23 protein-coding genes are annotated in these 24723 nt (G+C 45.1%); 16 read left to right on the top strand and 7 right to left on the bottom strand.

Annotation, left to right across the window (positions count from 1 at the left end; all coding sequences use genetic code 11):
- Nucleotides 1-30: 30 nt before the first annotated feature.
- Nucleotides 31-1776, top strand: a complete 1746-nt coding sequence (locus tag LAY41_RS27100) for a sensor histidine kinase (protein ID WP_249104902.1) — start codon at nucleotides 31-33, stop codon at nucleotides 1774-1776.
- Nucleotides 1777-2087: 311 nt separating this feature from the next.
- Here LAY41_RS27100 and nfi read toward each other — a convergent pair whose 3' ends face one another.
- From nfi to LAY41_RS27085, 3 genes are all read right to left on the bottom strand, one after another.
- Nucleotides 2088-2750, bottom strand: coding sequence for a deoxyribonuclease V (nfi, locus tag LAY41_RS27095; protein WP_249104899.1), 663 nt, complete (start codon nucleotides 2748-2750; stop codon nucleotides 2088-2090).
- A gap of 89 nt (nucleotides 2751-2839) precedes the next feature.
- Complete coding sequence (locus LAY41_RS27090) at nucleotides 2840-5257, bottom strand: bifunctional serine/threonine-protein kinase/ABC transporter substrate-binding protein (protein WP_249104897.1); 2418 nt, start codon at nucleotides 5255-5257, stop codon at nucleotides 2840-2842.
- Between the two features lie 11 nt (nucleotides 5258-5268).
- On the bottom strand, nucleotides 5269-6564 hold the full coding sequence (locus tag LAY41_RS27085) for an XRE family transcriptional regulator (protein WP_249104895.1): 1296 nt from the start codon (nucleotides 6562-6564) through the stop codon (nucleotides 5269-5271).
- Between the two features lie 165 nt (nucleotides 6565-6729).
- On the opposite strand from LAY41_RS27085, the gene LAY41_RS27080 reads away from it, so the two are divergent.
- From LAY41_RS27080 to LAY41_RS27065, 4 genes are all read left to right on the top strand, one after another.
- The gene (locus LAY41_RS27080; RefSeq protein WP_249104894.1) at nucleotides 6730-8271 is read left to right on the top strand and encodes a TPM domain-containing protein; all 1542 of its coding nucleotides are present in this window, start codon (nucleotides 6730-6732) and stop codon (nucleotides 8269-8271) included.
- Between the two features lie 124 nt (nucleotides 8272-8395).
- Nucleotides 8396-9235, top strand: a complete 840-nt coding sequence (locus LAY41_RS27075; protein ID WP_249104892.1) for a prohibitin family protein — start codon at nucleotides 8396-8398, stop codon at nucleotides 9233-9235.
- On the top strand, nucleotides 9232-10050 hold the full coding sequence (locus LAY41_RS27070) for a prohibitin family protein (RefSeq protein ID WP_249104890.1): 819 nt from the start codon (nucleotides 9232-9234) through the stop codon (nucleotides 10048-10050). Before LAY41_RS27075 ends, LAY41_RS27070 begins: the two co-directional genes overlap by 4 nt.
- Nucleotides 10047-10610, top strand: a complete 564-nt coding sequence (locus LAY41_RS27065) for a hypothetical protein (protein ID WP_249104888.1) — start codon at nucleotides 10047-10049, stop codon at nucleotides 10608-10610. Before LAY41_RS27070 ends, LAY41_RS27065 begins: the two co-directional genes overlap by 4 nt.
- A 273-nt stretch (nucleotides 10611-10883) precedes the next feature.
- Here the strand turns inward: LAY41_RS27065 and prmA are convergent, their stop codons facing one another.
- The gene (gene prmA, locus LAY41_RS27060) at nucleotides 10884-11774 is read right to left on the bottom strand and encodes a 50S ribosomal protein L11 methyltransferase (protein WP_249104886.1); all 891 of its coding nucleotides are present in this window, start codon (nucleotides 11772-11774) and stop codon (nucleotides 10884-10886) included.
- A 145-nt stretch (nucleotides 11775-11919) separates the two neighbouring features.
- Nucleotides 11920-13500: a phosphoglycerate dehydrogenase gene (gene serA / locus LAY41_RS27055; protein ID WP_249104883.1), complete on the bottom strand. Its 1581-nt coding sequence runs from the start codon at nucleotides 13498-13500 to the stop codon at nucleotides 11920-11922.
- 129 nt (nucleotides 13501-13629) lie between these two features.
- Between serA and LAY41_RS27050 the strand changes: the two genes are divergently transcribed.
- From LAY41_RS27050 to LAY41_RS27040, 3 genes are all read left to right on the top strand, one after another.
- Complete coding sequence (locus tag LAY41_RS27050; RefSeq protein WP_249104881.1) at nucleotides 13630-13959, top strand: hypothetical protein; 330 nt, start codon at nucleotides 13630-13632, stop codon at nucleotides 13957-13959.
- A gap of 144 nt (nucleotides 13960-14103) precedes the next feature.
- Nucleotides 14104-14613 (top strand): hypothetical protein, encoded by a 510-nt coding sequence (locus LAY41_RS27045; RefSeq protein ID WP_249104879.1) that lies wholly within the window; start codon nucleotides 14104-14106, stop codon nucleotides 14611-14613.
- A 23-nt stretch (nucleotides 14614-14636) separates the two neighbouring features.
- Nucleotides 14637-15416 (top strand): photosystem II electron transport protein, Sll1252 family, encoded by a 780-nt coding sequence (locus LAY41_RS27040; protein WP_249104877.1) that lies wholly within the window; start codon nucleotides 14637-14639, stop codon nucleotides 15414-15416.
- Nucleotides 15417-15670: 254 nt separating this feature from the next.
- Here the strand turns inward: LAY41_RS27040 and cysC are convergent, their stop codons facing one another.
- A complete protein-coding gene (gene cysC, locus LAY41_RS27035; RefSeq protein WP_249104875.1) occupies nucleotides 15671-16201 on the bottom strand; it encodes an adenylyl-sulfate kinase in 531 nt (176 codons plus the stop codon).
- Nucleotides 16202-16473: 272 nt separating this feature from the next.
- Between cysC and LAY41_RS27030 the strand changes: the two genes are divergently transcribed.
- The 3 genes from LAY41_RS27030 (at nucleotide 16474) to LAY41_RS27020 (ending at nucleotide 19128) form a co-directional block, all read left to right on the top strand.
- Entirely contained in the window at nucleotides 16474-17832 is a 1359-nt protein-coding gene (locus tag LAY41_RS27030; RefSeq protein WP_249104873.1) for a hypothetical protein, read from the top strand.
- A 327-nt stretch (nucleotides 17833-18159) separates the two neighbouring features.
- Complete coding sequence (locus LAY41_RS27025) at nucleotides 18160-18405, top strand: hypothetical protein (RefSeq protein ID WP_249104871.1); 246 nt, start codon at nucleotides 18160-18162, stop codon at nucleotides 18403-18405.
- 27 nt (nucleotides 18406-18432) lie between these two features.
- Complete coding sequence (locus tag LAY41_RS27020) at nucleotides 18433-19128, top strand: uracil-DNA glycosylase (RefSeq protein WP_249104869.1); 696 nt, start codon at nucleotides 18433-18435, stop codon at nucleotides 19126-19128.
- 567 nt (nucleotides 19129-19695) lie between these two features.
- On the opposite strand, the gene LAY41_RS27015 is transcribed toward LAY41_RS27020, so the two are convergent.
- Nucleotides 19696-22158, bottom strand: coding sequence for a HEAT repeat domain-containing protein (locus LAY41_RS27015; protein ID WP_249104867.1), 2463 nt, complete (start codon nucleotides 22156-22158; stop codon nucleotides 19696-19698).
- Nucleotides 22159-22324: 166 nt separating this feature from the next.
- On the opposite strand from LAY41_RS27015, the gene surE reads away from it, so the two are divergent.
- The 5 genes from surE to LAY41_RS26990 are packed head-to-tail and all read left to right on the top strand — an operon-like array spanning nucleotide 22325 to nucleotide 24620.
- Entirely contained in the window at nucleotides 22325-23002 is a 678-nt protein-coding gene (gene surE / locus LAY41_RS27010) for a 5'/3'-nucleotidase SurE (protein ID WP_249104864.1), read from the top strand.
- Between the two features lie 29 nt (nucleotides 23003-23031).
- Entirely contained in the window at nucleotides 23032-23217 is a 186-nt protein-coding gene (locus LAY41_RS27005) for a hypothetical protein (protein WP_249104863.1), read from the top strand.
- Nucleotides 23214-23513, top strand: a complete 300-nt coding sequence (locus tag LAY41_RS27000) for a hypothetical protein (RefSeq protein ID WP_249104861.1) — start codon at nucleotides 23214-23216, stop codon at nucleotides 23511-23513. Before LAY41_RS27005 ends, LAY41_RS27000 begins: the two co-directional genes overlap by 4 nt.
- Complete coding sequence (locus LAY41_RS26995) at nucleotides 23506-23670, top strand: hypothetical protein (protein ID WP_249104859.1); 165 nt, start codon at nucleotides 23506-23508, stop codon at nucleotides 23668-23670. Before LAY41_RS27000 ends, LAY41_RS26995 begins: the two co-directional genes overlap by 8 nt.
- Nucleotides 23671-23681: 11 nt before the next feature.
- Entirely contained in the window at nucleotides 23682-24620 is a 939-nt protein-coding gene (locus LAY41_RS26990) for an NAD-dependent epimerase/dehydratase family protein (protein ID WP_249104857.1), read from the top strand.
- Nucleotides 24621-24723: the final 103 nt, after the last annotated feature.

The following is a 24723-nucleotide window of genomic DNA, read 5'->3' as shown; positions in this document are numbered from 1 at the left end:
TGGTACAACTTGCATTATTAAGGATTCGCTTTGAAACCTCCATCTAAGAACCGAGTCATAACCTTGCCTCTAGGCTGGTTTAAGCAGCTATTTAGTCGCTTAGGTATCCGGCAGAAAATTGCTTATGGGTATGCCCTTACCATTGGAATTGCCATTCTAGGTTCTACTACAGGAAAAGTGCTAGAAAATTATTATCAAGACCAAGCTAAAAAGCAATTAGCTGAGTCTCAGAAAATAATATCCTTATTGAATAATTTGCAAGCAGCGGTTTTGCAAGCCCAGACTCAAACGCCAAAACTAATTCCTCTATTAAGAGAACCTGTAAGGTTAGAGCTAGAATATTCTCGACTTCTCGAATATATTGCAGCGGTAAATAGACTATTATATCAAACCAACTCTTTTTTAGAGAGTTCGGAGTTACAAGATCGTGATTCACCTAAACAAGTAAATGATAGTAAAGAAATAAAGCGATCGATCCAAGCTTATATAGATTCTATAAAAGATTACTCCCAGAGACTAGAGACAATTGACAAGGAATTTCAACCGTCTAATTTGAAGACAGAAAAAGTTCAGTCTGATCTGCTAGCGAACATAAGTTATAAAAGCAGTAAAGTAGAGATGGAAATTAATAAACTTTCCCGCGAAATGTCAAATATCGTTACTGAAATCCAAGAAAAAGAAGCACAAAAAACGCTACAAGACTTGGATAAAGCAAGTGCGGTGGGAAACTTAGTTTTGATTATTAGTTTACTATCAGCAGTTGCGATCGCAGCTGCTTTAGCCATCTATACCAGCCGGGTTATTGCCTATCCCATCGAAGTCACCACTAAAATCGCTCGGCAAGTAACTAAAGAATCTAACTTCACACTTCAGGCTCCCGTGCTGACCGAAGATGAAGTTGGGTTATTAACTACATCTCTCAATGAATTAATCCAACGAGTAGCAGAATACACCCAAGAACTTCAACAAGCGCAAACCCAGCTAATTCAGACCGAAAAAATGTCTAGTCTCGGTCAGATGATAGCAGGCATTGCCCACGAAATAAACAACCCGATCAGCTTTATCTACGGTAACGTCGAACACACAAAAAACTATGTTGAAGAATTGCTAGGATTAGTGCATCTCTATCAGCAGAAATATCCCAAACCACATGAGGAAATTCTGGAACGCATTGACGACATTGAACTAGAATTTATTGCAGAAGATCTGCCGAAGACTCTGACTTCTATGAAAATGGGAGCCGATCGCATTCGCCAACTGGTATTATCTTTGCGTAACTTCTCCCGTCTCGATGAAGCCGAGGTAAAAAACGTCGATCTGCACGAAGGAATTGACAGCACCCTGTTGATTCTGAACAACCGGCTCAAAGACAACATTGAAGTGATTAAGCAGTATGGAAACCTGCCTTTGGTGGAGTGCTATCCAGCACAGATAAATCAAGTTTTTATGAACATCCTCAACAATGCGATCGACGCCCTTTTAGAACAAGCAGAGCAACCAAATAAACAAATTGCGATCGAGACAGAGCAAATCGCCCCCGATAAAGTTCAGGTAAGAATTCGCGATAATGGTTCTGGGATTGCACCGGAACTGCAAAAGAAGATTTTCGATCCATTTTTCACAACAAAAAAAGTTGGCAAAGGCACCGGATTAGGTCTTTCCATTTCCTATCAAATTCTCGAAAAGCATGGCGGACAGATTCGTTGTAATTCCCGGCTGGGCGAAGAGACTGAGTTGAGCGTCGAACTTCCGGTTAAACAGCCGATCTCCAGTTGAGGGGAATTGCAAATTTAAGATTTGAGATAGCAAATTTAAATAAAAATATGGTACTTTAATCGGATATCTAAAATTTAAAATTATATCATTTTCGGTCGATCGCCCATGATAAAACTTTGTCAGGTATGTTGTTGCGCTTCAGCGCTATCTTAAAGAGCGCTAAAGCGCAACAACTTACCAAATATTTAACTATGGCAATCGACAGCACATGAAATTAAAGTGCTTTTCAGGCGAGTGAGGTAAATAGAAACCGGGTTTCTTCAAGAAACCCGGTTTCTGGGGTGTACTCGATCGGACTGCAAGCAAATTGCTCAACGATTCGACGCCAATTTATCAGCCCAGCGAGTTGTTTCTGGGAGTCGATATTTGGGAGTGCAACGCATCACATAATCGATCGCAGTTGGTAGACTCACCCGATGTCCGCTAGAAACATACAGAGGTTTGACTCCTGTGCGCGATCGCAACACAGCACCGATCGTTTCGCCCCGATGCAGCAGCGGTTTCCACGCCCCTCTTTCTGAAGGTAACTCTTCATGTTTCCCAATTAATAAGGATTTGGCTACACCAATTGTCGGTACATCTATCAATAATCCCAGATGACAGGCTATCCCAAAACGGCGGGGATGGGCAATACCTTGACCGTCGCATAAGATCAAGTCGGGTGCGATCGTCAGTTTTGCCAGCGCATCCAGTACAGCTGGAACTTCTCGAAAAGATAGAAATCCCGGAATATAGGGAAAGGTGGTAGGACGATATGCGATCGCCTGCTCAACCAGCTGCAAATCCGGGAAACTGAGAACTGCAACAGCCGATCGGGAGATCCTACCCGACTCCTCAAAACCCATATCCACACCAGCAACATACTGTATTGTTCCCAACTCGTCAGAGGTAATCACCTCTTTTGCCAGTTGTTCTTGAATAGGAATCGCCTCTTCAGCAGTGAGCGGCCAAGCGTGACGTTGAGTAATCTTCATATTTATTATTCTAAACCAATGATTCTAGCCGCTAAGGAGTAGTGTATTTTGAAACCCACTTTTAAGCTGTCATACCAAATCCGGGTTAACTACCCCCTTTTTCTTGAAGCCCGCGCAGGCGGGCTTTGTTTGTGTAGCCGCGACTTTAGTCGTCGGGTAAAAAAGGGGTCAAGGCAAGCGGATTTGGTATCAAATTTAGAATAGTTTACTGGTACAAATATATGACCGTAGGGCGAACACTTAGACGGCACAACTTTGACCAATACACTAATAGGTTCGTTGCGATCGCCACTAGAAAAGTGAAAACTAATCACCCCCGTAGCACCGTAGGCTTCAAAGCCGCCAACCGATAAAACCTCCCGCACATCAGAACGCTTTGGTTGAGGTTTTTTTGTCAAAGCCGTTATCAACACACGACTTGCATCATACGCCGTAGCTGTCAAACCGCTCACTTCTCCTTTCCATAGCTGCTCAGATAAAGCGGAAAACTTTGGATTTGGACTGCTCAACCGATGCCAAGGTACAGTCACCACTAGGCGCTCCACAACATCTTTAGATCTCATTTTTAAAATATTAGAATCGTAAACACCCCATCCTCCGATCATCGAATAACGACCCTGATTAGCCTTAATTAAATTTAAAACATTACCAAAGGACATAGAACAAGTTTGACCATCAGGAAGGATAACAAGCGTAGTGGCTCCTTGTCTTTGTGCTTGGGTTATAGCAGCAACTGCATTAAAATTATTTTTACACAAATCAAAATCTGCCACTACCTGTCCTCCACTTGCGGGGAAGCTAATGTGAAATTGATCTCGGATAGATTTGCTGTAATTACTCTGAGGAGTGTAAAAAACTGCTGCTGTTCGCTGATGAGCTTGGATCAAATAGCTAGCCATAGCCTGAGCATTCACCCTATTACTGGGTACAGTGCGAAAGAAAACGTATTTAGAAATATTGCTCCAGACTGAGAGATCTTCCGAAGTGCTGCCAGGAGAAACTAATACTAACCCGTGCTTTTGATAAACATCTATAGCTCCCATCGTCACTTCACTCGCATAGTGACCGACAACACCTAAAATGTCCCCTTTCGACACCAGTGACTCTGCCATTTTCCTAGCCCGGATAGGGTCATTAGCATCATCCCCAATCAACACCTTCAGCCCCATTCCATTAATCTTTTTTTGCTCATCATTGAACTCATTCTGGGCTTGGGCGACTCCTCGCAAAATTTCCAGCGCTCTGTCTCGATTGTTGGTTATGGGAGCCACAACAGCAATCGTGTAAGCTTTTTGATTCATTAGTCTGGCATTATTGAGGTAAATCAAAATTTCGGGTTCTCGTCGCTTATTCCATGCCTTCTCTAGTGATTCAGCAGCTTTTTGATATTTGCCATCTGCAAAGGCAATCACCCCCTCTTGCTTCCCCAGTACCGCAGGTTCTGAAACCAGGATTTCTTCCCCACAACTTAAATTGTCGCCTTTATGAAAATTCCTGAACTCAATCTTTGCACAACCACGGACGCCAGTTAAATACCAATTACTTCCATAAATTACCGTCGCAAAAACTAGAAAAACTGCACCAAAAGAGAGTCTTTTGAGCAGATAACCGCAGAATGTTTTTGATTCTATTTCTTTAATTCGGTGTAAAATTTCTGGCGTATTTTTAGGCCGCTTCTGACACGGTACGGCCATCATATCATCAATTAAATTTGCCAACTCCCTGGAAATCTGAGTAGCACTGTATCGCCAAATCAACTTATCTGTTTGGCGTTCTCTGGTTAGTTTATTAGGGTGTATTCCTGTCAGTAAATGCACAAAGGTACAGCCAAGCGCAAAGAAATCAGACTGCGGAACTGCTCTGCCCGCCATTTGCTCTGGAGCGGTATAACCGTGCGAACAAATTTTCGTAACATTCTGCCCATCAATGACTGTCTGCGTTACCCTCCTGGCTGTGCCAAAGTCAATAAGCACAAGTTTTCCATCATCCTTGAGCATAATGTTGGACGGTTTAATATCTCGATGAAAAAGATTATTTCGATGCACGTAATCCAGAATTACTACTAATTGTTTCAGCCAGTTTAGTGCTAAATTTTCAGATATTCGCCCATTCTGCTTTAACCACTGCTCTAGGTTTAGCCCTTCTATTTTCTCCATCACCAAGCAGCGCAATTCCCTACCTTTGCTGAGTGAAACAATTAATTCTGACTCTGCTCTAGGAATTCCCTGATGTGTAAGATTGATTAAAAGATTCGCTTCTTGTTCAAATAGTTCGACTATGTGAGTAATATCCTTAATTAACACTTTTAGGACTTTAAGCGTTTGCCGTTCCTCTATATCTTCTACTTCAAAAATATTAGTATAAGGGTGCTTATCCAGATCGCGTAGAGGTCTGACTAGGCGATATCGGTTCTTAACTAGCAGTTCAGTTTCACAGGATTGGCAACGTTCCAGATGCTCCGGGTTTTCTCGATTTTGACACCAGGGATTGATGCAGTAGTAACTCATAAGTTTGCACCCTAAAGGTGGCTCGCAGATATTTTCGACACTTTCTGAATGTACTTCATAACTACAGGCTGTAGAGTGAACATAACTTCACTGCCTCCTGTAATTTTTTCAATTAATGAGCGCCGTTCCAAGGATTCTAAAGCTTCGATTAGTTCGGATTTCGATCCTGGTGGCGAGATAATTTCTGCTAATTGTGGCAGGGACTTCGGAGTAACGTTAGTGGCTAGCTGGCGCACGATCTGTTTTTCTAAATCTGTCAGGCGATCGAACTGCCGATCTAAAACTTCACTAATATCTCCGATGACTATCGTACCTGCTTCGAGAAATTTGGCGACACTGCCATTAAAAAAATCTTTGATAGTTATAGAAACTATTTTTAACGATAAGGGATTCCCGCCGTATAGTTGATTTAAGGTTCCCCAAGTCTCCCGATCGGACAAACCTTTTTCAGTCAAAATTTCCTGGGCATCGATATCCTTCAAACCCGTCAGTTTTAAGTAGTGAACGAATTTAGTTTTTTCTGCTAATGATGCCATTATTTTGGGGTTTTCCCAGCTAGTCAGCACGAAGCAACTGTTATGTTTCACTTCGCCAACTTCTCTGAGCAACTTACTATAATCCTGATATCCTTCTCGATAGTGTCCAGCCAGTTTGCCGCTGCTCAAAATTGCCTGCATTTCATCCAGTACAACTAGACACCGATGTTGTCGGAGGTAATCAATTAATTGCTTGACCATTTTGTCGGTGTTGTCTGTTAAAGCAGTTTTTTTGTCGTTGGAAAAGAATCGAATCAGGTCAGCCAGAACCTCTTCAACAGGTGGAGAAGCGCGGAGACTTCGCCAAATCAGGTACTCAAACTCATTCTGGATATCTTCTGCACTGCGTACAGCTAAAGCCGTTTTGCCAATTCCCCCCATGCCCAGGATAGCCACCAAGCGGCACTTATCTTTGACAATCCATTGCTTTAGCTTCGCCAGTTCTTCTGCGCGTCCATAAAAACTGGGCAAATCCGGTGCATCGCCCCAATCTTGGCCTTGAATGCCATTAACCACTTCTTCCCAGTTCAGTCCGAGAACCGCGCTGTAAGCCTGGAAAGCACTGGCATTGATCGATCGCTTCCCTGCTAAGAAACGACTCCAAGTTCCTTCTGAAATCCCCTCAGCTAGATAACCAGTTTTTTCCCAATTCACTCCCAGACACAGACTCGCTGCTTCTAGCCAGTTGCGATCGGCTACAGGCCACCCTTTTTTCTCTCTGGCTTGCTTAATTTTGGTGAGTCCCTGCTTAGAAGCTCTGAGTGTGGTCATGTATACCGATATTTTGTGCTTGTCAAGATCAACTATAACCCTTAGTTTTACCGATCTTAAGCTGATCTGGTGCAATTAGGGCAAATCAAAGATTGTAAAGAAGTAGAAGGCAGTTAATCACCTGAGCCGCACCAACTTTGTAAGACCAAAAAGGATGAAATCACAGTGAAATTTCTTGTCCTTGCTATCCATCAAACCCTTTGTGTCGGTTTTCTGAGTTTAGCGATCGCTAGCTTCCCCATCCCAAGTAAAGCCATCACCGTACAGGAAGTACGCGGCCCCAGACCAAATGGCTGGGTGACAGATACGATCGACATTCTCAGTCCTGCAACTGAAGCAGAAATCAATCGCTCGATTTCACAGTTAGAAGCACAAAATAGCTGTGAAATAATGCTTATAACTGTACCAGAAACGTCACCTTACAGTTCTCCCAGGGAATTTGCACTGGCTTGGTTTAAATACTGGACAATTGGCAAAAAAGGTCTAGATAATGGGGTTTTGCTTTTATATTCCAAAGGTGACGATCGCATTGAAATTGTCACAGGTTGGGGCATTGTCGAAATTTTTCCTAACGATCGGGTTGTTAGCCTGATCAAAGGAGAGATCAGACCCCGTGTTAATCAAGGTAATTTTAACGGGGCAATGCTGACCGGAACCCAAGAAATCATTAAGGTTTTGCAGACTTACAAACCGCATCCAAGTCCTCACACAGATAATCTCATTTCTACTCCTGGGCAGGAGTACACTTTCTCCCCATTCATTAGACCTGCTTACATCTGGATATTTGCGGGATGTGGTGCGGTAGTAAGTATTTTTGCTGGTCTGGGAATTGCGCGATCGCGTCGTCCAGTGTTTATCAAACTTTCCAGGGAGTCCCATCTGTTGCGAATACTGGCTTTAGACGATCATGATAAAGAAATCCGAAATTCTCTAGGCTTATGGTTTTTTAGTTCAACATTCACAATCGCATTGCTATTTTCAGGAGGAATTACTTCATCATTCATTGCAGGATTTATAAGCTATTGTATTGCCTGCAATCGTCACCCGAATATCTTTGAGAAAGATATCATATACAATTATAAACGGATGGAGTTAGCCTCCGTAATTTTAATAATGTTTGCTCTGGCAGAAGCAATCAAGTTACCGATCGGAGTGGTTGCCGGGTTGATTGCTTATATCCCAGCGTCCCGATTAGCCAAAGCAATTTTACGTAAAGATAATGATGAAAGGCAGTCAATCCGTCCCCTACACTGTGCGGATTGCCAAATGCCTTTAAAACAACTAAATTCCAGATCGCTTATAGCTCATCTGAGTCATCCTCAGCAAGTTGCACAAAATATTGAGAATATCAAATTTGAGGGATGGCGATGCCCGAACTGCAATCCGGGGCAAATTTCAGGACAAGTTCATTTACGGGCTTATGTGATGACTTCAGATCCTGACAAGCTCTGTCCTACCTGTCAGGAATTGACAATCTACAAGTTAGACCAAGTTGTGGAAGCTCCTACGTATGCGCGAGAAGGGAAGGGCTTGATTACTTGCGACTGTCGCTCTTGTTCTTATCAAAAGCAGATCGAACAAATCATCCCCATTCTTAGTAGCAGCAGTGACGGCGGTGGCGGCGATAGCGGCGGTGGTGGCGGTGGTGGCGGTGGTGGCGGCGGTGGCGGCGGTGGTGGCGGTGGTGGCGATGGTGGCGGCGGTTGAGCCAATTCTCTGTGAATGGCGCAACGGGAACAATTCAGTTTTTGCGATCGGGCGATTCTCCTTCAAAGACGCTTCGCGATCGCAACGGATCGATTAATGCTTAAAAACTACAAAACCTACAAATATGCAGAACCTTAGAACGCAAACCCCCAATTCTTTTCCTGTTGCTTTTAACATTGCAGGCGGTATAGCTCTATTACTCGGAGCCATTATCTTGCGCCCCTTTGTCATTATCAATGCTGGAGAACGCGGCGTTGTCATGCACTTCGGCAAAGTCGAAAATACCGTTTTGGACGAGGGTATACATCCGATTATGCCAATTTTCACATCCGTTAAGAAACTCAGCGTTCGCGTACAAAAAAACGATTTTCAGACAGACGCAGCTTCTCGCGATCTACAGAAGGTGACCACAGACCTCGCTGTAAACTGGCACATTGACCCCACTCAAGTCAACAAAATTTATCAACAGGTTGGGGATGCCCAGCAAATTGTTAATGGGATTATCACTCCCGCCATATCAGAGGTTCTCAAAGCAGCAACAGCAAAAAGAACGGCAGAGGAAATTATCAACAAGCGGACACTGCTGAAACAAGAAATTGATAAAAATCTCATGACCCGTCTAGCCGCTTATGGGGTTAAAATAGATGATGTTTCCCTGGTCAATTTTGCTTTTTCCCCTGAGTTTAGTAAAGCGATCGAAGCAAAACAAATTGCCGAACAGGAATCCAAGCAGGCAGAATTTATCGCTGTGAAGGCATCTAAGGAAGCCCAAGGAGAAATCAACCGCGCCAAAGGTCAAGCTGAAGCACAAAGATTGCTGCGGGAAAATTTAACGCCTCAAATCCTGCAAAAGCACGCCATAGAAAAATGGGATGGCAAATTCCCCACTGTGATGAGTGGCAATGGTGCGCTACCATTTATTAATGTTAGTCCGGCCAATTTGCCTACTCAACAAAATAAATGAAATCTACCAATACTTCTTACATCGCAGCGGGAATAGCAATATTGCTGTTAATGGTTGCGATCGCTTTCAAACCCTTCGTAATTGTCAACGCTGGACAACGCGGCGTGGTGATGCAGTTTGGTCAAGTGCAAGAGCAAGTTTTGTCAGAAGGCATACACCCAATTCTGCCAATTGTCAATACTGTAAAAACCCTCAGTGTCCGGGTACAAAAGCACCAAATTCCCGCTCAAGCCGCTTCCAAAGATCTTCAGGATGTCTTCACTGACGTGGCGCTCAACTGGCATATAATCCCAGAAAACGCCAATACGGTTTTTCAGCAAATTGGCGACGAGTTCGAGGTCGTCGAACGGATTATTAACCCAGCAATTGAAGAAGTTCTCAAAGCAGTAATGGCTTTATATACTGCCGAACAAATTATCACCAGACGGGGAGAAGTAAAAGCAGGTATTGACGATTTATTGAAATCTCGACTGGCGCACTATAACGTTGCAGTCGATGATATTTCTCTGGTTAATATCCGTTTTTCACAGCGGTTTAGCGAGGCAGTTGAAGCCAAACAAATAGCGGAACAGGACGCAAAACGGGCAGAGTTCATAACTCTAAAAGCCACCCAAGAAGCACAGGCAGAAATTAACCGCGCTAAAGGACAAGCTGAAGCTCAAAGATTACTGCGGGAAAATTTAACGCAGCAGATTTTGCAAAAGCAAGCGATCGACAAATGGGACGGTCATTTTCCCACAGTTATGGGTGGTAATGGCGCATTGCCTTTTATTAATATTAGGCCAAGTGATTTACCTCCTCAAGATCGGCAATGAACACACCCAGCCACGCCATTCTTAATCTTTTCTTTTTAGGCAGACAGACGCAGCCACAAGCAAATCTTCCCATTTTCATCGGTGCGATTCTACCTGACATACCAATATTTGTTTTGTACGGATGGGCGAAATTGATTGCGCGTCTGCCGGAACGCCAAATCTGGTCAGAAACTTACTACGAACCTTTTTGGCAAAATATTGTCGCTACTTTTCATTCGATTCCTTTGGCTTTGCTGGGATGCGTCATCGTTTATAAGTTGGGATGGAAAAATTTGCAAATCCTCTGCATCAGTATGGTGCTGCATTCTCTTCTCGACTTGCCAGTTCACAACGATGACGCGCATCGGCACTTTTTCCCCTTAAGCAACTATCGATTTATCAGTCCCATTTCTTACTGGGATCGGCAGCATTACGGTGGGATTGTTTCTGTTGTTGAAATATCGTTGGTGCTGCTGGCGACGTTCCCTGTTTTCAATCTGATCCAATCTTGGATTGGTAAAGGTTTGGTGATTGCGATCGATGTTGTTTACGTCTATTTTTTATTTCGCTTTAGAGGGTAGTTTAGTTAAAGTACGAAAAATCCGATTCTACTTCGACACCTCATACCAAATACGCTTCTATCACCCCCTTTTTAACCCTCACCCTTAAGGGTGGGGCTACACAAACGAAGTCCGCCTACGCGGACTAAAGAATAAAGGGGGTAATCAACCAGGATTTGGTATCACGATAAATCTAGATCTGCATCTGCGTTTATCTGCGTTTATCTGCTTTCATCTGCGGTAAAAAATCTTTAAAACTTACTTTTCGGATAGCCTTTTAAAGACCTTAATTATTTAGCCACGCCGGATATTAAAACAACACCAGTCTTGGCGACGCCAAAGAGTGGCAATCACCCAACCGTTTTGCTCCAGAACATCGGCAACTGGTTTAGTTTGGTCTAACAAAATACCGCTGAGAATGGCCCAAGTGGTGGGTTTGACGATCGCATTCATCTGCGGGGTCAAGTCGATGATCGTCTCAGCCAGGATATTGCACACAATGCCATCGACAGGGCCATCAAGCCGCTGGATCAGGCGATCGACACTGCCCTGTTCCACAATTAAACGCCCAGAAGCAATCCGGTTGAGGGTGCGATTGCTGCGTGCAGAACGCACCGCCAGGGGATCGGTATCGATCGCATAAACCTTTTGGGCCCCCAGCAACACCGCCCCCAAAGATAAAATTCCCGAACCGCAACCAATATCCGCCACTACAGCCTTAGTTTCCTCAAAACCAAGCCGCATTTCCAACGATTCCAGACAAAGCTGGGTAGTGGCGTGAGTCCCCGTCCCAAAAGCAAGACCCGGATCGAGGCGCAAAATGATTCGTTCCGAGTCTGCTGGTACAGGTAACCATGCGGGGTAAATCAAAAAGCGATCGCCAACCTCTTGGGGTTGCCAGTGTGCCTTCCAGCTACTCGCCCAATCTTCCTCATCAATGAGATGCCATTTCATCGCTGGCACCGGCAGACCCAAAACCAGCGCATCCTGGTGCAACCACAGGGACACCGCCGCCAAATCTAAAAGCTGCGCCTGCTCTTGCTGCATATAGCCTCTAACCAAGCAAGCATGACCCTTCATCTCACTCGCAGTTCCCCGACAGCCAAATTTTTCTAATCGCCAAAAGACAGAATCCTCTAGGTCTTGGTCGCAGAGAATTTGCAGTTCCCACCAGCTGTTTGCCATATTTTAGTCCTGAGTGCAACGGAAGCCGTGCTGAGTAGAAAGACCAGACTCAGTACTCAGCACTCAGCACTCAGAACTTATAGTACTTGTTGCTAACCCACTTATCAAAGCCTTTACTCAGCACTCAGCACTCAGCACTCAGCACTTACAAAGTTACCGTGTAGGCATCGCGAATCCCTGCAACTTTGAGAATCTCGCTTAAGATTCCTTCCGGTAAGGGATCGTCGAGGTTCAGCACCATCACTGCATCGCCCCGCACAATTTTGCGGCCTACCTGCATACTGGCGATATTGACATTAAAGCTGCCCAATAGGGAACCAATTTTGCCAATAATACCTGGCATATCGCGATGCACGGTAAACAGCATATGCTGAGAAGGTGGCACATTGATGGGGAAATCATCAATATCGGTGATCCGAATTTCGCCATCGCCCAATAAAGCGCCGGTTACTGAGTGTTCCCCCAGAGATCCCTTCGCTTCTAGGTGTAGGGAACCAGCATAGTCACGAATCGAGGCATCCCGCGTTTCAATGACGCGAATTCCGCGCTCTTTAGCTTCTAGAGCCGCATTCACATAGTTTACCCGCTCTCGCAAAGCTTGAGAGAGCAGACCTTTGAGGGATGCCACTACTAAAGGCTGGCTTTCATTGGTAGCCAATTCTCCCTGCATCCGAACATTGAGACTTTCCACTCTTCCACCAGCTAGCTGACCGACTAGGGTGCCCAGAGTTTCGGCCAGTGCCATGTATGGTTTGAGCTTTTCTAAAATGTCGGGATACAAGCCGGGAATATTCACAGCCGACCTTGCCGGTAAACCTAACAGGACATCGCGAATTTGCTCTGCTACGTCAATGGCGACATTAACCTGAGCTTCGGCTGTGGAGGCTCCCAGGTGGGGCGTAAGGACAACTTCTTTACCGAGATCGCGCAGGGGTGATTCGCCCAGGGGTTCTGTCTCGAAGACATCCAATGCTGCACCAGCAATTTTACCTTGTTGCAATGCCTCTGCCAAAGCCGCTTCGTCAATTATTCCACCTCTGGCGCAGTTGATAATGCGGGCAGTGGGTTTCATTTTGGCCAGCGCTTCGGCGTTGATTAGGTGGGCGGTTTCTGGCGTTTTTGGCATATGCAGGGTGATGTAGTCCGCTTCCCGCAACAGCAAGTCCATTTCCACCAGGCGACAGCCCAGCTGTTCGGCCCGTTCGCTGGAGAGATACGGGTCAAAGGCCATTACTTTCATGCCCATTGCCCGTGCTACGGTGGCTACGTGAGAGCCAATTTTACCTAAGCCGACAACGCCGAGGTTTTTTTTGTAAACTTCTACCCCTATATAGCGCTTGCGATCCCACTTGTTGTTTTTTACGGACTGGTTGGCATCGGGGATATAACGGGAGAGGGATAGCATCATTGCGATCGCGTGTTCCGCCGCCGCAATTGTGTTGCCTTCTGGAGAGTTGACGACGACAATACCTTGCCTAGTCGCCGCAGGTATATCCACATTATCAACGCCAACACCCGCTCGTCCAATAATTTTCAGCTGTGTGCCAGCTTCGATCGCTGCCTTCGTAACGCGAGTTTCAGAGCGGATCATCAGCGCGTCGTACTCTGGGATGATGCGGATTAATTCTTCTGGCGACAAGCCCGTTTTCACATCAACTTGGGCTACCTGAGATAAGATGTCGATGCCAGCTTGATCAATTGAATCGGAGACGAGAACCTTTGACATGGTGAGTAAGTGAGTTTAGAGGGGAAACCTGTCCCGCCAACAATTTGGGAAATGCAGGAACTTTTGTTACTGCTAATAGAGATGGGGATGTGTGTCTTTGTATATTAGTCTGTCGGCTGTTTTAATGCAGTGCAGGCCAGTTTACCACCATCTGAAACCTCTACAGTAGGTAATTCTAGCGGCAAAGTGGTGCGACGGTTGCCATCGGGTGCTGAAGTTTTCATTAAAGATGTTAGGGCATTGGGGTCAGTTTGGGCTTTGGGTATCGTGGTGAATGAAGATGTCACCGCTTCAGAGAGTGTTCTTCTTGCCATCTGTCCACTTGAGATGTGCGATCGCGATCGGATCGAGCCCCTAATTTCTTTTGTTTTGTTGGTTTTCAGCCAATTACTCGCGGTGCGCCAGAAAAATATCTATGTTGGTCAGGGCGAAGCATTCCGGGCGAAAACTTATGTGTGAGGCGACAGATTACCGGCACGAAGAGCGCTCGCGTCGCAGGCTACGCCAACGCGAACGCCCTAGATAATCTTGTAGCGCCAAGGCAGTAATACAATACTCTATTAATTGGGGCTGTCTCTGTATTCGACAATACTCGATCAAATTATGAATTACCTCGTTGCCGTATTGGCAGACCGCATTCAGGCAGAAGAAGCTTATTCTGCCCTAGAGAAAGAAGGCTTACCGATGGATAAAGTATCCATCCTGGGCAGAGGGTACAAAAGTGCTGACGAGTTCGGCTTGATCGATCCCAACGAGCAAGCTCAGAACCAAGCTAAGCTAATGGGATATTGGCTAGTGCCGTTTGGCTTTGTGGCTGGTCTAGCATTCAGCCTGCAAACTAATTTAAACACCTTTGCCTGGGCGGGTGAAATCGGCGATCATTTGATCGGTGGCCTCCTCGGTGCGATCGGTGGATTAATGGGCAGTATTTTTATTGGTGGTGGCACAGGTCTATTATTTGGCAGCGGTGATGCTTTACCCTATCGCAATCGTCTTAATGCTGGTAAATACTTAATTATCGTTCGTGGTTCTGAAAATATGACAGGCCAAGCTACCACCATACTCCGCCAATTTGAGCCTGAAAATATCCAGGGTTATGCCGCCGATCGATAAAATCTAAAATCTAAAATTGAACGATGTTGCCAAGGGAAGAACTTTTAAAGGGAATCGAAAATCGAGACACTGCGCGTCGGGTAATTGACTTAGCCGAACAAGCTATCAAAACCTGGGAAATTGTGTTTACAGATTTTCTTTCGCCACCAGAATTGGCGGAGGTTCAGCAGATGTTCGCACGCTTGACAGAAGTGCATCTGTTGGCTTGGGGAGGTTATCCGCAAGCCGAACGACAACGAGTTGCGATCGCGCGATCGGAACTTCCCCTCGACCAATCTCAGGTAGATATTGCGGCGCTGGAAATTGCCGGTAACTTTTTGTTCGATACCGCCACTCACCGCGACTTTCTAGGTTCCATGTTGGGATGCGGGATTATGCGAGAAAAAACTGGCGACATGATTGTGCTGGGAGAGCGAGGGGCTCAGGCAATTGTAGTTCCAGAAATGGTAGAATATCTGGGACAGCATTTGACGCAAGTGCGATCGGTCCCGGTGAAAACTCAGCAGATCGACTTGAGCGAACTGAAGTTCAAAGAACCGAAAAAGAAAGAATTAACAACAGTAGAAGCATCTTTGCGGCTGGATGCGATCGCATCAGCCGGGTTTGGGATGTCCCGCACCAAAATGGTCGATTTAATCGATGGCGGTGATGTCCGAGTCAATTGGAAAGATATCACCTCAGCCAGTCACCAAGTTAAACAAGGCGACTTAATCGCCATTCGCGGTAAAGGACGCCTCGAAGTTGGCGAAGTAGCTATTACCAAAAAAGACCGCTTCCGAGTTCAATTAACTCGTTATATGTAAGGGAGTGGGGAATTTTAGATTTTAGATTTGAAATTCAATCTGCAATCTGAAATCTAAAATTTGCAATTCTTCTTCCTAGCCCATTTTATTTTTTAATTTTGACTTTTCTAGCCCCTAGAACACCGATTCAGTAATAATTATTGATTGGTGCCTTTTTAGCTTGTAGGGGCGAAGCATTCGGGCAAAAAATCTATCGCTCTTGCCCTATATTTCCTGCCCGAATGCGGAGCCCCTACGAATACTGAATCGGTGTTCTAGTTTATATAACCACCAGCTTCCAACTTGTGCAAAACCTTAGCCACACTTTCTTCTACACTTTCTATCTCGGTGTGACATTCCACATCCGGCTGTAGCGGCGCTTCATAGGGGTCGTCAATGCCAGTAAAATGCTGAATTTTTCCAGCGCGTGCTTTCTTATAAAGCCCTTTGACATCGCGTTCTTCGCAGACTGCTAGAGGTGCATTCACGTAAACTTCGATAAAATCTTTGATTCGGTTCTTTGCCTCTTCTCGCATCTCGCGGTAAGGCGAAATAGCCGAAACCAAAACAATTACGCCATTCCTACTCAACAGATGCGCCACGAAACCAATGCGGCGGATGTTCTCGTAGCGGTCTTCTTTACTAAAACCTAAGTCTTTTGTCAAGTTCTCGCGCACTACATCCCCATCAAGGATTTCTATAGAGTAGTCGCGCGATCGCAACGCCAACTCCACAGCCCGACTGATCGTAGTCTTACCGGCACCGCTAAGGCCAGTAAACCATACTGTTACACCAACTTGTTTCATTTAAGTTAACTCCCAACATCTGCCCATAGGTTACAATCCAAGAAAAGCACCCGGCGCGAGCAACACGCCTACTGCACGCCGCACCTTTAGGTTGAGGCTGCGTTCTACCGTAGTATTGCTCATCGCTTCAGAAAATTAAAGTGATCTCGGTCAGCTAGACTGGAGACAGTATTCCCAAAGCTGCGATCGAGTGTAACAATGAGCTTATAGAGAAAGCTGGGTTCACCACAAAGAATTGCCTGCGAAAATGAATTAGTTTCTTGGTATACTATATGCCTCGTCTGTATGACCGCGCCTTTGAAATTCTTGCTACTGAAGTGAAGCGATGCTCTAAAGATGTGCTGGCGGGAGATGTACAGCGAGACATTGTGCTGAAGCGGTTAGAAAGACTGCGATCGCAAACAGGCGAACCTCTTTCTTACCAAGAACTGCGGGAGACAGTTATAGATTTTTTCCCCAACTTTAGCGAAAAAGTTCTCAAACAAGCCGCCAAAGCCAACTGTCCCCCCGGTGCGTGGAGCAAAATAAAATTTGCGGCTGTATTTTTAGCTGGATCTGCTGGGGCAATTTGGGTACTGAACCTACCTTATCCGATGATTCGCTGGCCGGTAGCGCGAACATTACCCATTTTGCTACTACCCAGCTATATGAGTATGGATTATAACTATCGGCGGGCGATCGCATCAGTGGAACAAGCCGACCAGTTGGTAAACCAAGCTACCAGTTCAGCCGATTTGGACTTAGGCGCAGTCAAAGTAAAAGAAGCGCAAAAACACCTGGATGCTTTGCCAGTTTGGTTTTTAGGCTATTGGCCTAAATACGCCGCTTGGTTTGGTTGGCAGTTTACCTTTGATGAGTTTAAAGCAGCGAGAGCAAATGTGGGGCGCATGGAAGCGAAGCTATTTCAAGAAAAGCAAGCCCAAACGCTACTAACTCAAGGAGAACAAGCGCTCAACACAGCTAAGCAGCAATACGAACAGGCGTCAACAGTTGCAGACCGAGAAAAAGCGATCGCAGCATGGCAAGCGGCTTTGGATCAGATAAATCAACTGCCCCAGCAAACACTGATCGGAAGAACATCAAGAACTAAATTAGCAGCTTATCAGCGCGATTTTCAAGAAGTTGCCAGTATAGCCGCAAAGAGTGCTAGAACGGAAACTTTGATTGAGGTCGCGGAGCAATTTGCTATAGCGGCTGGTCAAAAGGCGCAGAATCCGCCTCATAGTGCTAGTGAGTGGCAGGAAATCCAAAAATTGTGGTCACAGGCGATCGATCGGCTGGAAGCAGTTCGAGTAGAGGACTCTGGCTACGTAGAAGCGCAAAAATTACTAGCTAAATATCAAAGTGACGTGGGAACAGTACGAACTAGGTTGGAAATGGAACAAGCTTCTGTAAGAGATCTGGAGATGGCTAAAAGTCAAATCGAATCTTTACTTGCGAATACCACCCGCAATGCTTCCTCAGTCGATCGCGATCGAACCCTCGGTCAGATCCAGACAATTATTAATCAATTGGAGAACGTTAAAACGGGGACGACCGCTTATGCAGAAGCGCAACAGCTAATGCGATCGGCCCAGAATAAAGTAAAAGAAATTCTGCAAGCATCGCCTCGGACTAATTTTGGCAACTGAAGTACTGCAATAGTTTGTTTCAGACTCGACGCCGAATACGTAGAGCCCTTCTAAACAAAAACCAAGTACTACTAACGTAAGTTGCTAGTTACAAATATTGTCGGTTCGATCCCCCCTAGCCCCCCTTTTTAAGGGGGGAATCGGATTCAAAGTCCCCCTTAAAAAGGGGGGAACCGGATTCAAAGTCCCCCTTTTTAAGGGGGATTTAGGGGGATCGAAACCCATAAGCTTATAACTAGCAACTTGCGTTACTACAATTATCCTTAAGTTAACAGTATTCTAAGGTTAGGCGATATGTAGCAACAGGATAGAGAATTGGGATCGACTATGAGTTCACCAGAAATTTACAAAGGTTGGATTATCGAAGCCAGACCAGTATTCTGCGTAGAAGTCTGGAACTCCGGTGGCAAATGCTTTATCCCAGTTCACAACGCCAAAAACGAGAAAGAAGCACTCAAGCAAGCCAAACGCTGGATCGATATGCAAACAGAACCGGAAAATGAGCCACAGCCGGAAGAGAGTGATGATTTTCCTCCCCAGGACGGTTTCGACGACGATGATATGCCGTTTTAATGCCTTGGAAACGTTGCCATTCAATCTATGCCCAGCCAAGAACAGCTCAGCCTTTTTGACCTTTTACCTGATGGCGAAACATCTACCCTGTCAGCCTTTGGGTCAGATTTGATTCCCACCAGTGCAAAAATACCCATTCCTCCCGGTACTTATCAAACATTAGACCAATTAGCGAATCATTGTAACCAGTGCGATCGCTGTCGTTTGGGAAACACCCGCACTCATGCTGTCGTTGGACGCGGCAATCCACAAGCCCCGATCATGATTATCGGGGAAGCGCCCGGTCAAAATGAAGACGAGACGGGTTTGCCATTTGTCGGTAAAGCGGGTCAACTGTTAGAGAAAATTCTCGCAGCGGTTGGGTTGAGTAGCGATAAGGATGTTTACCTTTGTAATGTGAATAAATGCCGACCACCCGAAAACCGCGTTCCCACACCGGATGAAATCGCCGCTTGCAAACCTTATTTGCTAGAACAAATTCGCCTAGTTAATCCCAAAATTATTTTATTGACTGGGGCGACTGCTGTTAAAAGTTTGACTGGCGATAAGAGGGGAATTACGAAAATTAGAGGTAGTTGGATGGAATGGGAAGGGCGACTTTGTATGCCGATTTTGCATCCAGCGTATTTGTTGCGAAATCCTTCTAAGGAACAGGGTAGTCCGAAGTGGTTGATGTGGCAGGATATTCAAGCAGTTCGCGCTAAGTTGGATGAATTAACTTAACCCCCTCCCTTAGCTTTCTTTCTTAGCTTTCTCTCTTAGCCCCCTCCCTTAGCTTTCTTTCTTAGCTTTCTCTCTTAGCCCCCTCCCTGTGAACGGGGAGGGGGTTTGGGGGTGGGGTTCCCTGCGCCGACTGAAGAGAAAAAGCGATCGCATATAAATATCAAAAACGGGTGCGTGAAATTAAAGAAGCCAAAGAAAAGCAAACTTCTGGGATTGATTTGGGGTAGAAAAGAGCGATTTCGCATCTTAATTATCAACGCAAATCGCATGGTAAAAGGTAAACAAAAATCAATCGCTTCGTTGTCATCCCACCTGGGATTCAAATCCCAGGCTAATAGCTGAAGTCCACTTAAGTGGACTGAATTTCTGCTTCCACCAGTCGTCTTCAGACGACTTTCGCTATTAGCCTGCGAATTGATTCGCAGGCGGGCTTGTTCGCAGATGCAAACGAATTGATTCGCAGGCGGGCTTGTTCGCAGATGCAAACGAATTGATTCGCAGACGGGTGTGTTCGCCGATGCAAGCAAATTGATTCCCAGACAGGCTAATTGTCCAAATCAACAAACCCTACTCTGCTTCAATAAATCCTTTGATTGTCTCCACTGAAATGCTGACGGCTGGATTTTTAAATATCGCATCTAATGCTACCTTCAAAGCCTCTGTTCCACCAGCTTTTAAAGCATTACACAACCGCGCTTTAATTGTTGGATTGCGCTTGATTTCTTCGTGAATCGCTGAAACTACAACAGCTTGATTGTCAGATTGGACGATTATTTGGTTATTTTTAGCTAGTTGTTCTAGCAATTGTTGAATTTCGGCGGCGGATTCTGCGAGATTTTGTTTTGGGGCGTTAACTATTTGATCGCCTTCAACATTTCCAGCAGCACCATATACTTTGTCATGGAAATTCATTTGAACTTTGGGAGTTTCTGACATGGTGTTGAATGTTTCCTTTATCGTGTTTAACGTATCTATTATAGGATTTTTGGGCTTTTGTTTTTCAGGTGCGGGAGATGTGTATATTTCATAATTATAGTATTTGCAACGGCTTTGAATGCTAGAGATTGCTTTTAATGCGTTGAGTTCATTATCTGTTTTCAAATATGGAGTGAGATGGGGCAGTAATTCAGGGCTACCGATATTTCCTAATGCTTCAGCCGCCCTCCAACGAACATCAAAATATTCATGATTCAAAGCCTGAATTAAAGCATCAACCGCCTGGGAGTTGCCGATTTTTCCTAATGCGCCAGCCGCACTCCAACGAACAGGAGAATCTTCATCATTCAAAGCCTGAATTAAAGCATCAACCGCCTGGGAGTTGCCGATTTTTCCTAATGCTTCAGCCGCACTCCCACGAACATCAGAATCTTTATGATTCAAAGCCTGAATTAAAGCATCAAACGCCTGGGAGTTGCCGATTTTTCCTAATGCTTCAGCCGCACTGCTACGAACAAAAGAATTTTCATCATTCAAAACCTGAATTAAAAGCGTAACAGCTTTTTCAGAACGGGTTAAACCCAAAAATTCAACCTTCAGAACAGGATCAATTTCTAATTTAACCACTAAATCAACACTCTTCTCCTGAAAATCCTCCTTCACCTCCCCCGCCAACCTCGCCCCTAACCGCAAATCCACCTCAAGCGCTAACTTCACAACTCGCAACGCCTGCGCCTCATCCTCCACCAATGCCAACATCAGCGCCAGCGGTTCTGTCCACTTCAAATAATTGAGATAATCTCGTTTTAGCGTATCATCACTGAGTTTAGGCAACTGCACCAGTAGCTTTTCTGCTGCGTAATATTCCTGAAGCAACTGGTGATGAAATTCTATTTCCCGATTGCTATTTGTAGGTTGAATCAGGTGATATTTCAGTAAATCATTCAGCCAGTCAAAAGCACATTCGCGAGGCTTATCAAACTTTTTTTTAGCTAAAAAATCAGTCAAAATCTCTTCAGCTTCTTCTTTCGGTATCGTCACTCGCAAATCCGTCGCTGTTTTCCCCCACATCATCTTAAATGCCAAATGCTTCAATAGCAAAAACCATTGACTGCGAGATTCATCTGTAGAGACATCCTGTTTGATTTGGCTATCATAACTTTCAGCGAAACAGCGAAACACTAAACCGAGATTCGGCGGTATATTGCCTGTGCTATTAAATAGTTCGCATATCATCCACAGCAATAGCGGCGTTTCCCCCAACTCTCGCAAACGTCCCTGCAATTGCTGTAATAAACGTTCCCCTTCTTCTGGCAAATAAGTCAGGACAAACTGCTGCATTTGTTCTTCTGTCAGCCGCAGCATTTCCAGCTTTTTTTCAATACCAATATCCCCCGCTAACTCCCTCGTCGTGAAAATCATCGGCGTAAAGCGCTGGTATTTCTCCCGAAATATCTTGACATCTCTTCTCGCTTCTTCATTTGGCAATTCATTCCACCCATCGACAAGCAGCAAAAATCTTCCCCCAAACAGCAGTTCTTCAATCTCCGCCTCGTTTAACCTGCATCGATGCTGAAACAAAAAATCGCCAATAATCCCCAATACCGAAGTTTTATAGAGGCGCAGTTCCACCAAAACCGGAATTTTCTGTCCCCCCTTCCCGTCTTGTCCCCCCTCCCCGTCTTGTCCCCCCTCCCCGTCTTGTCCCCCCTCCCCGTCAACGGGGAGGGGGTTAGGGGGTGGGGTTTGCTTCTGTCTCGCTTTCTCTGCTTCTTCCCACAATAGCCGTTCTAAAGCTGTCGATTTCCCCGAACCGGGTTTTCCCACCAATAACAGATGATTATCGGCATATTTGCGTAATCCTGCCAGTACCTCCAGCCGTTCGACTTGTTCTTTTTCTGCTTTTTCTTCTGGTGGCGGTATCGTTTGCACCATCAAGCTTAAATTCAACCCTCGCGGTGGTTGCCTCTTTTCGATGCGTTGACGGTGTAAAGCATCGGTTGGCGTATAAAAATCCTGCCAACCCTGATATTTTTCGTCACTGCAAATCGATTTCAGATATGCTTGAAAATCGGTGCTGTTAGCAGCAGTCATGTAAGTTAATCAGTTGATTTTTAGGTATGTTGTTGCGCTTTAGCGCTAAAGCGTAAGAATGTGCCAAAGAGCGCTGAAGCGTAAGAATGTGCTAAGAGCGCTGAAGCGCAACAACGTACCTTTGTTCTCTATATTACATTACTCTATATTACTCCAGCGAAAACCTATGACCTTAATTCTCACCAACGACGACGGCATCGACGCCCCAGGCATCCGCGCATTACAAAAAGCTGTCAACGGTAACGCCATAATTGTCGCACCAAAAGACCATTTATCGGGTTGCGGTCATCAAGTTACTACTACTGGCGCTATTCACGTAGAACGTCGATCGCAAACCGAATATGCTGTAGGTGGTACTCCGGCTGATTGCACGCGCCTTGCCATAACACATCTTTGTCAAAATGTCAAATGGGTACTTTCGGGCATCAACGCTGGCGGCAATATGGGTGTTGATGTTTACATTTCGGGTACTGTTGCTGCTGTGCGAGAAGCAGCAACGCACGGTATTCCAGGTATTGCAGTTTCTCATTATCGCAAAGGTAAGTTAAATGTTGATTGGGATACTGCTGCTAGATGGACGGCGAAAGTATTAGATGATTTGTTTAATAAACCGATCGCACCCGGTAGTTTCTGGAATGTTAATTTACCGCATCTTTTACCGGGAGAACCAGATCCAGAAGTGGTATTTTGCGAACCGAGTACCCACCCTTTACCAGTGAACTACCGAGTCGAAGGTGATGAATATTACTACCAGGGCGAGTATGCAAAACGCGATCGCACTCCCGGTAGCGATGTGGATGTCTGCTTTTCTGGTAAAATCGCCGTGACTCAACTAAGGCTGTAAGATATTTGAGGCGATAATAGTAACAACCTGTGGAACCAACAGAAGAACAGTACCTAATTCTGAATGCCCTAGACACTTTGGATTTACTGGGATATACGTTCTATGATATAGAAACGGGAACTTGGTACATTGAAACACCAAGCCCTGTCTTGCCGATCTCGCGGCTGCTGCAAAATGGCGAAATAGTCCCGATCGAACCGGAGTCAGAACTATGACAGAATCTACTCAAGTGCGGAAACAAAAGTATGAAAGATTCAAAGAACTGTTCGCGGTAGGACGCCAACGCTATCTAGATGCGGGAGGAGATCCTTACCGTCCATCAGGTAGTCTTCACGGTAATGACTACTTAACAGATGAAGAACGGAAGGAATTAACCGCTTTAGGACGAGAACTTGGGGGCGTAAAAATCATTGACGGTTACGTTCATACAGCAGGACGTTCTTGGAAGTTACCGAAAAATTCACCTTTGTTGCAAAACCAGACTAAATCTGAAGTAAAATCGGATGGTTAGTCCCAGCGGACGAAAAGGAGATGATTACTTAACTGATGAAGAAAGAGAAGAATTATTTGCGATCGGACGTGAACTCGGTGGTGTTAAAATCATTGGCGATGAAGTTCATACCGCAGGACGTTATTGGAAAATACCAGTCAAATCTGCTAATAAATAGGATAGTATAAAATGCGAATTTTAATAATGGGTGGCACTCGCTTTATCGGGGTTTATCTGACTAAAATTTTGGTAGAACAAGGTCACGAAGTTGTATTATTCAATCGCGGCAAAAAGCCAGCGCCAGTTGAAGGGATACAACAAATTCACGGCGATCGCACTGACGCTTCGCAAATAAAAGAAAAGCTATCGTCTGAAAACTTTGATGCCATTTTTGATAACAACGGTCGCGAATTAAGCGATACTCAACCTTTAGCCGATATTTTTAAAGGTCGGGTGCAGCATTTTGTCTATATGAGTTCGGCAGGAGTTTATCTCAAAACAGATGAATTACCGCATATTGAAGGCGATGCAATTGACCCAAAAAGCCGTCACAAAGGTAAGCACGAAACTGAAGCTTACTTAATCGAACAAGGATTGCCTTTTACCTCAATTCGCCCGACTTATATTTACGGCCCGCAAAATTATAATGATGTGGAAGCGTGGTTTTTCGATCGCATCGTGCGCGATCGGCCCATCGCCGTACCAGGTAACGGATTACACATCACCCAACTCGGTCATTGCAAAGACTTAGCAAATGCGATGGCAGCTGTGCTGGGTAATGAGAAAGCGATCGGGCAAGTGTATAATATATCAGGCGATCGCTACGTCACCTTTGATGGACTTGCACGCGCCTGTGCAGTAGCAGCAGGTAAATCACCCGATGACTTTCAGATTGTGCATTACGATCCGAAAAAGTTTGATTTCGGCAAACGCAAAGGTTTCCCATTGCGAGTGCAGCACTTCTTTGCTTCAGTTAATAAAGCCATGACCGAACTTAATTGGAAACCGGAATATGACTTAATTTCTGGTTTGAAAGATTCATTCCAAAATGATTTTATCATGTCTGGAAGAGACAAATCAGAAGTAGATTTTTCAGTGGATGATGAGATTCTGAAAGCCGTCTCGTAGATCTAGTATTTTTGTCGGGATAGGTAATGTATATAGCCTGCGAAGGCAGGCTTTGTTTGTGTAGCCCCAGCATGAGAGGCTGTAGGTTTATGCGGGTTTCGGA

Source organism: Argonema galeatum A003/A1 (assembly GCF_023333595.1).
In the GTDB taxonomy this organism is placed as follows: domain Bacteria; phylum Cyanobacteriota; class Cyanobacteriia; order Cyanobacteriales; family Aerosakkonemataceae; genus Argonema; species Argonema galeatum.
The sequence above is the reverse complement of the archived record's forward strand: the minus strand, read 5'-3'. Positions and strand labels throughout refer to the sequence as shown.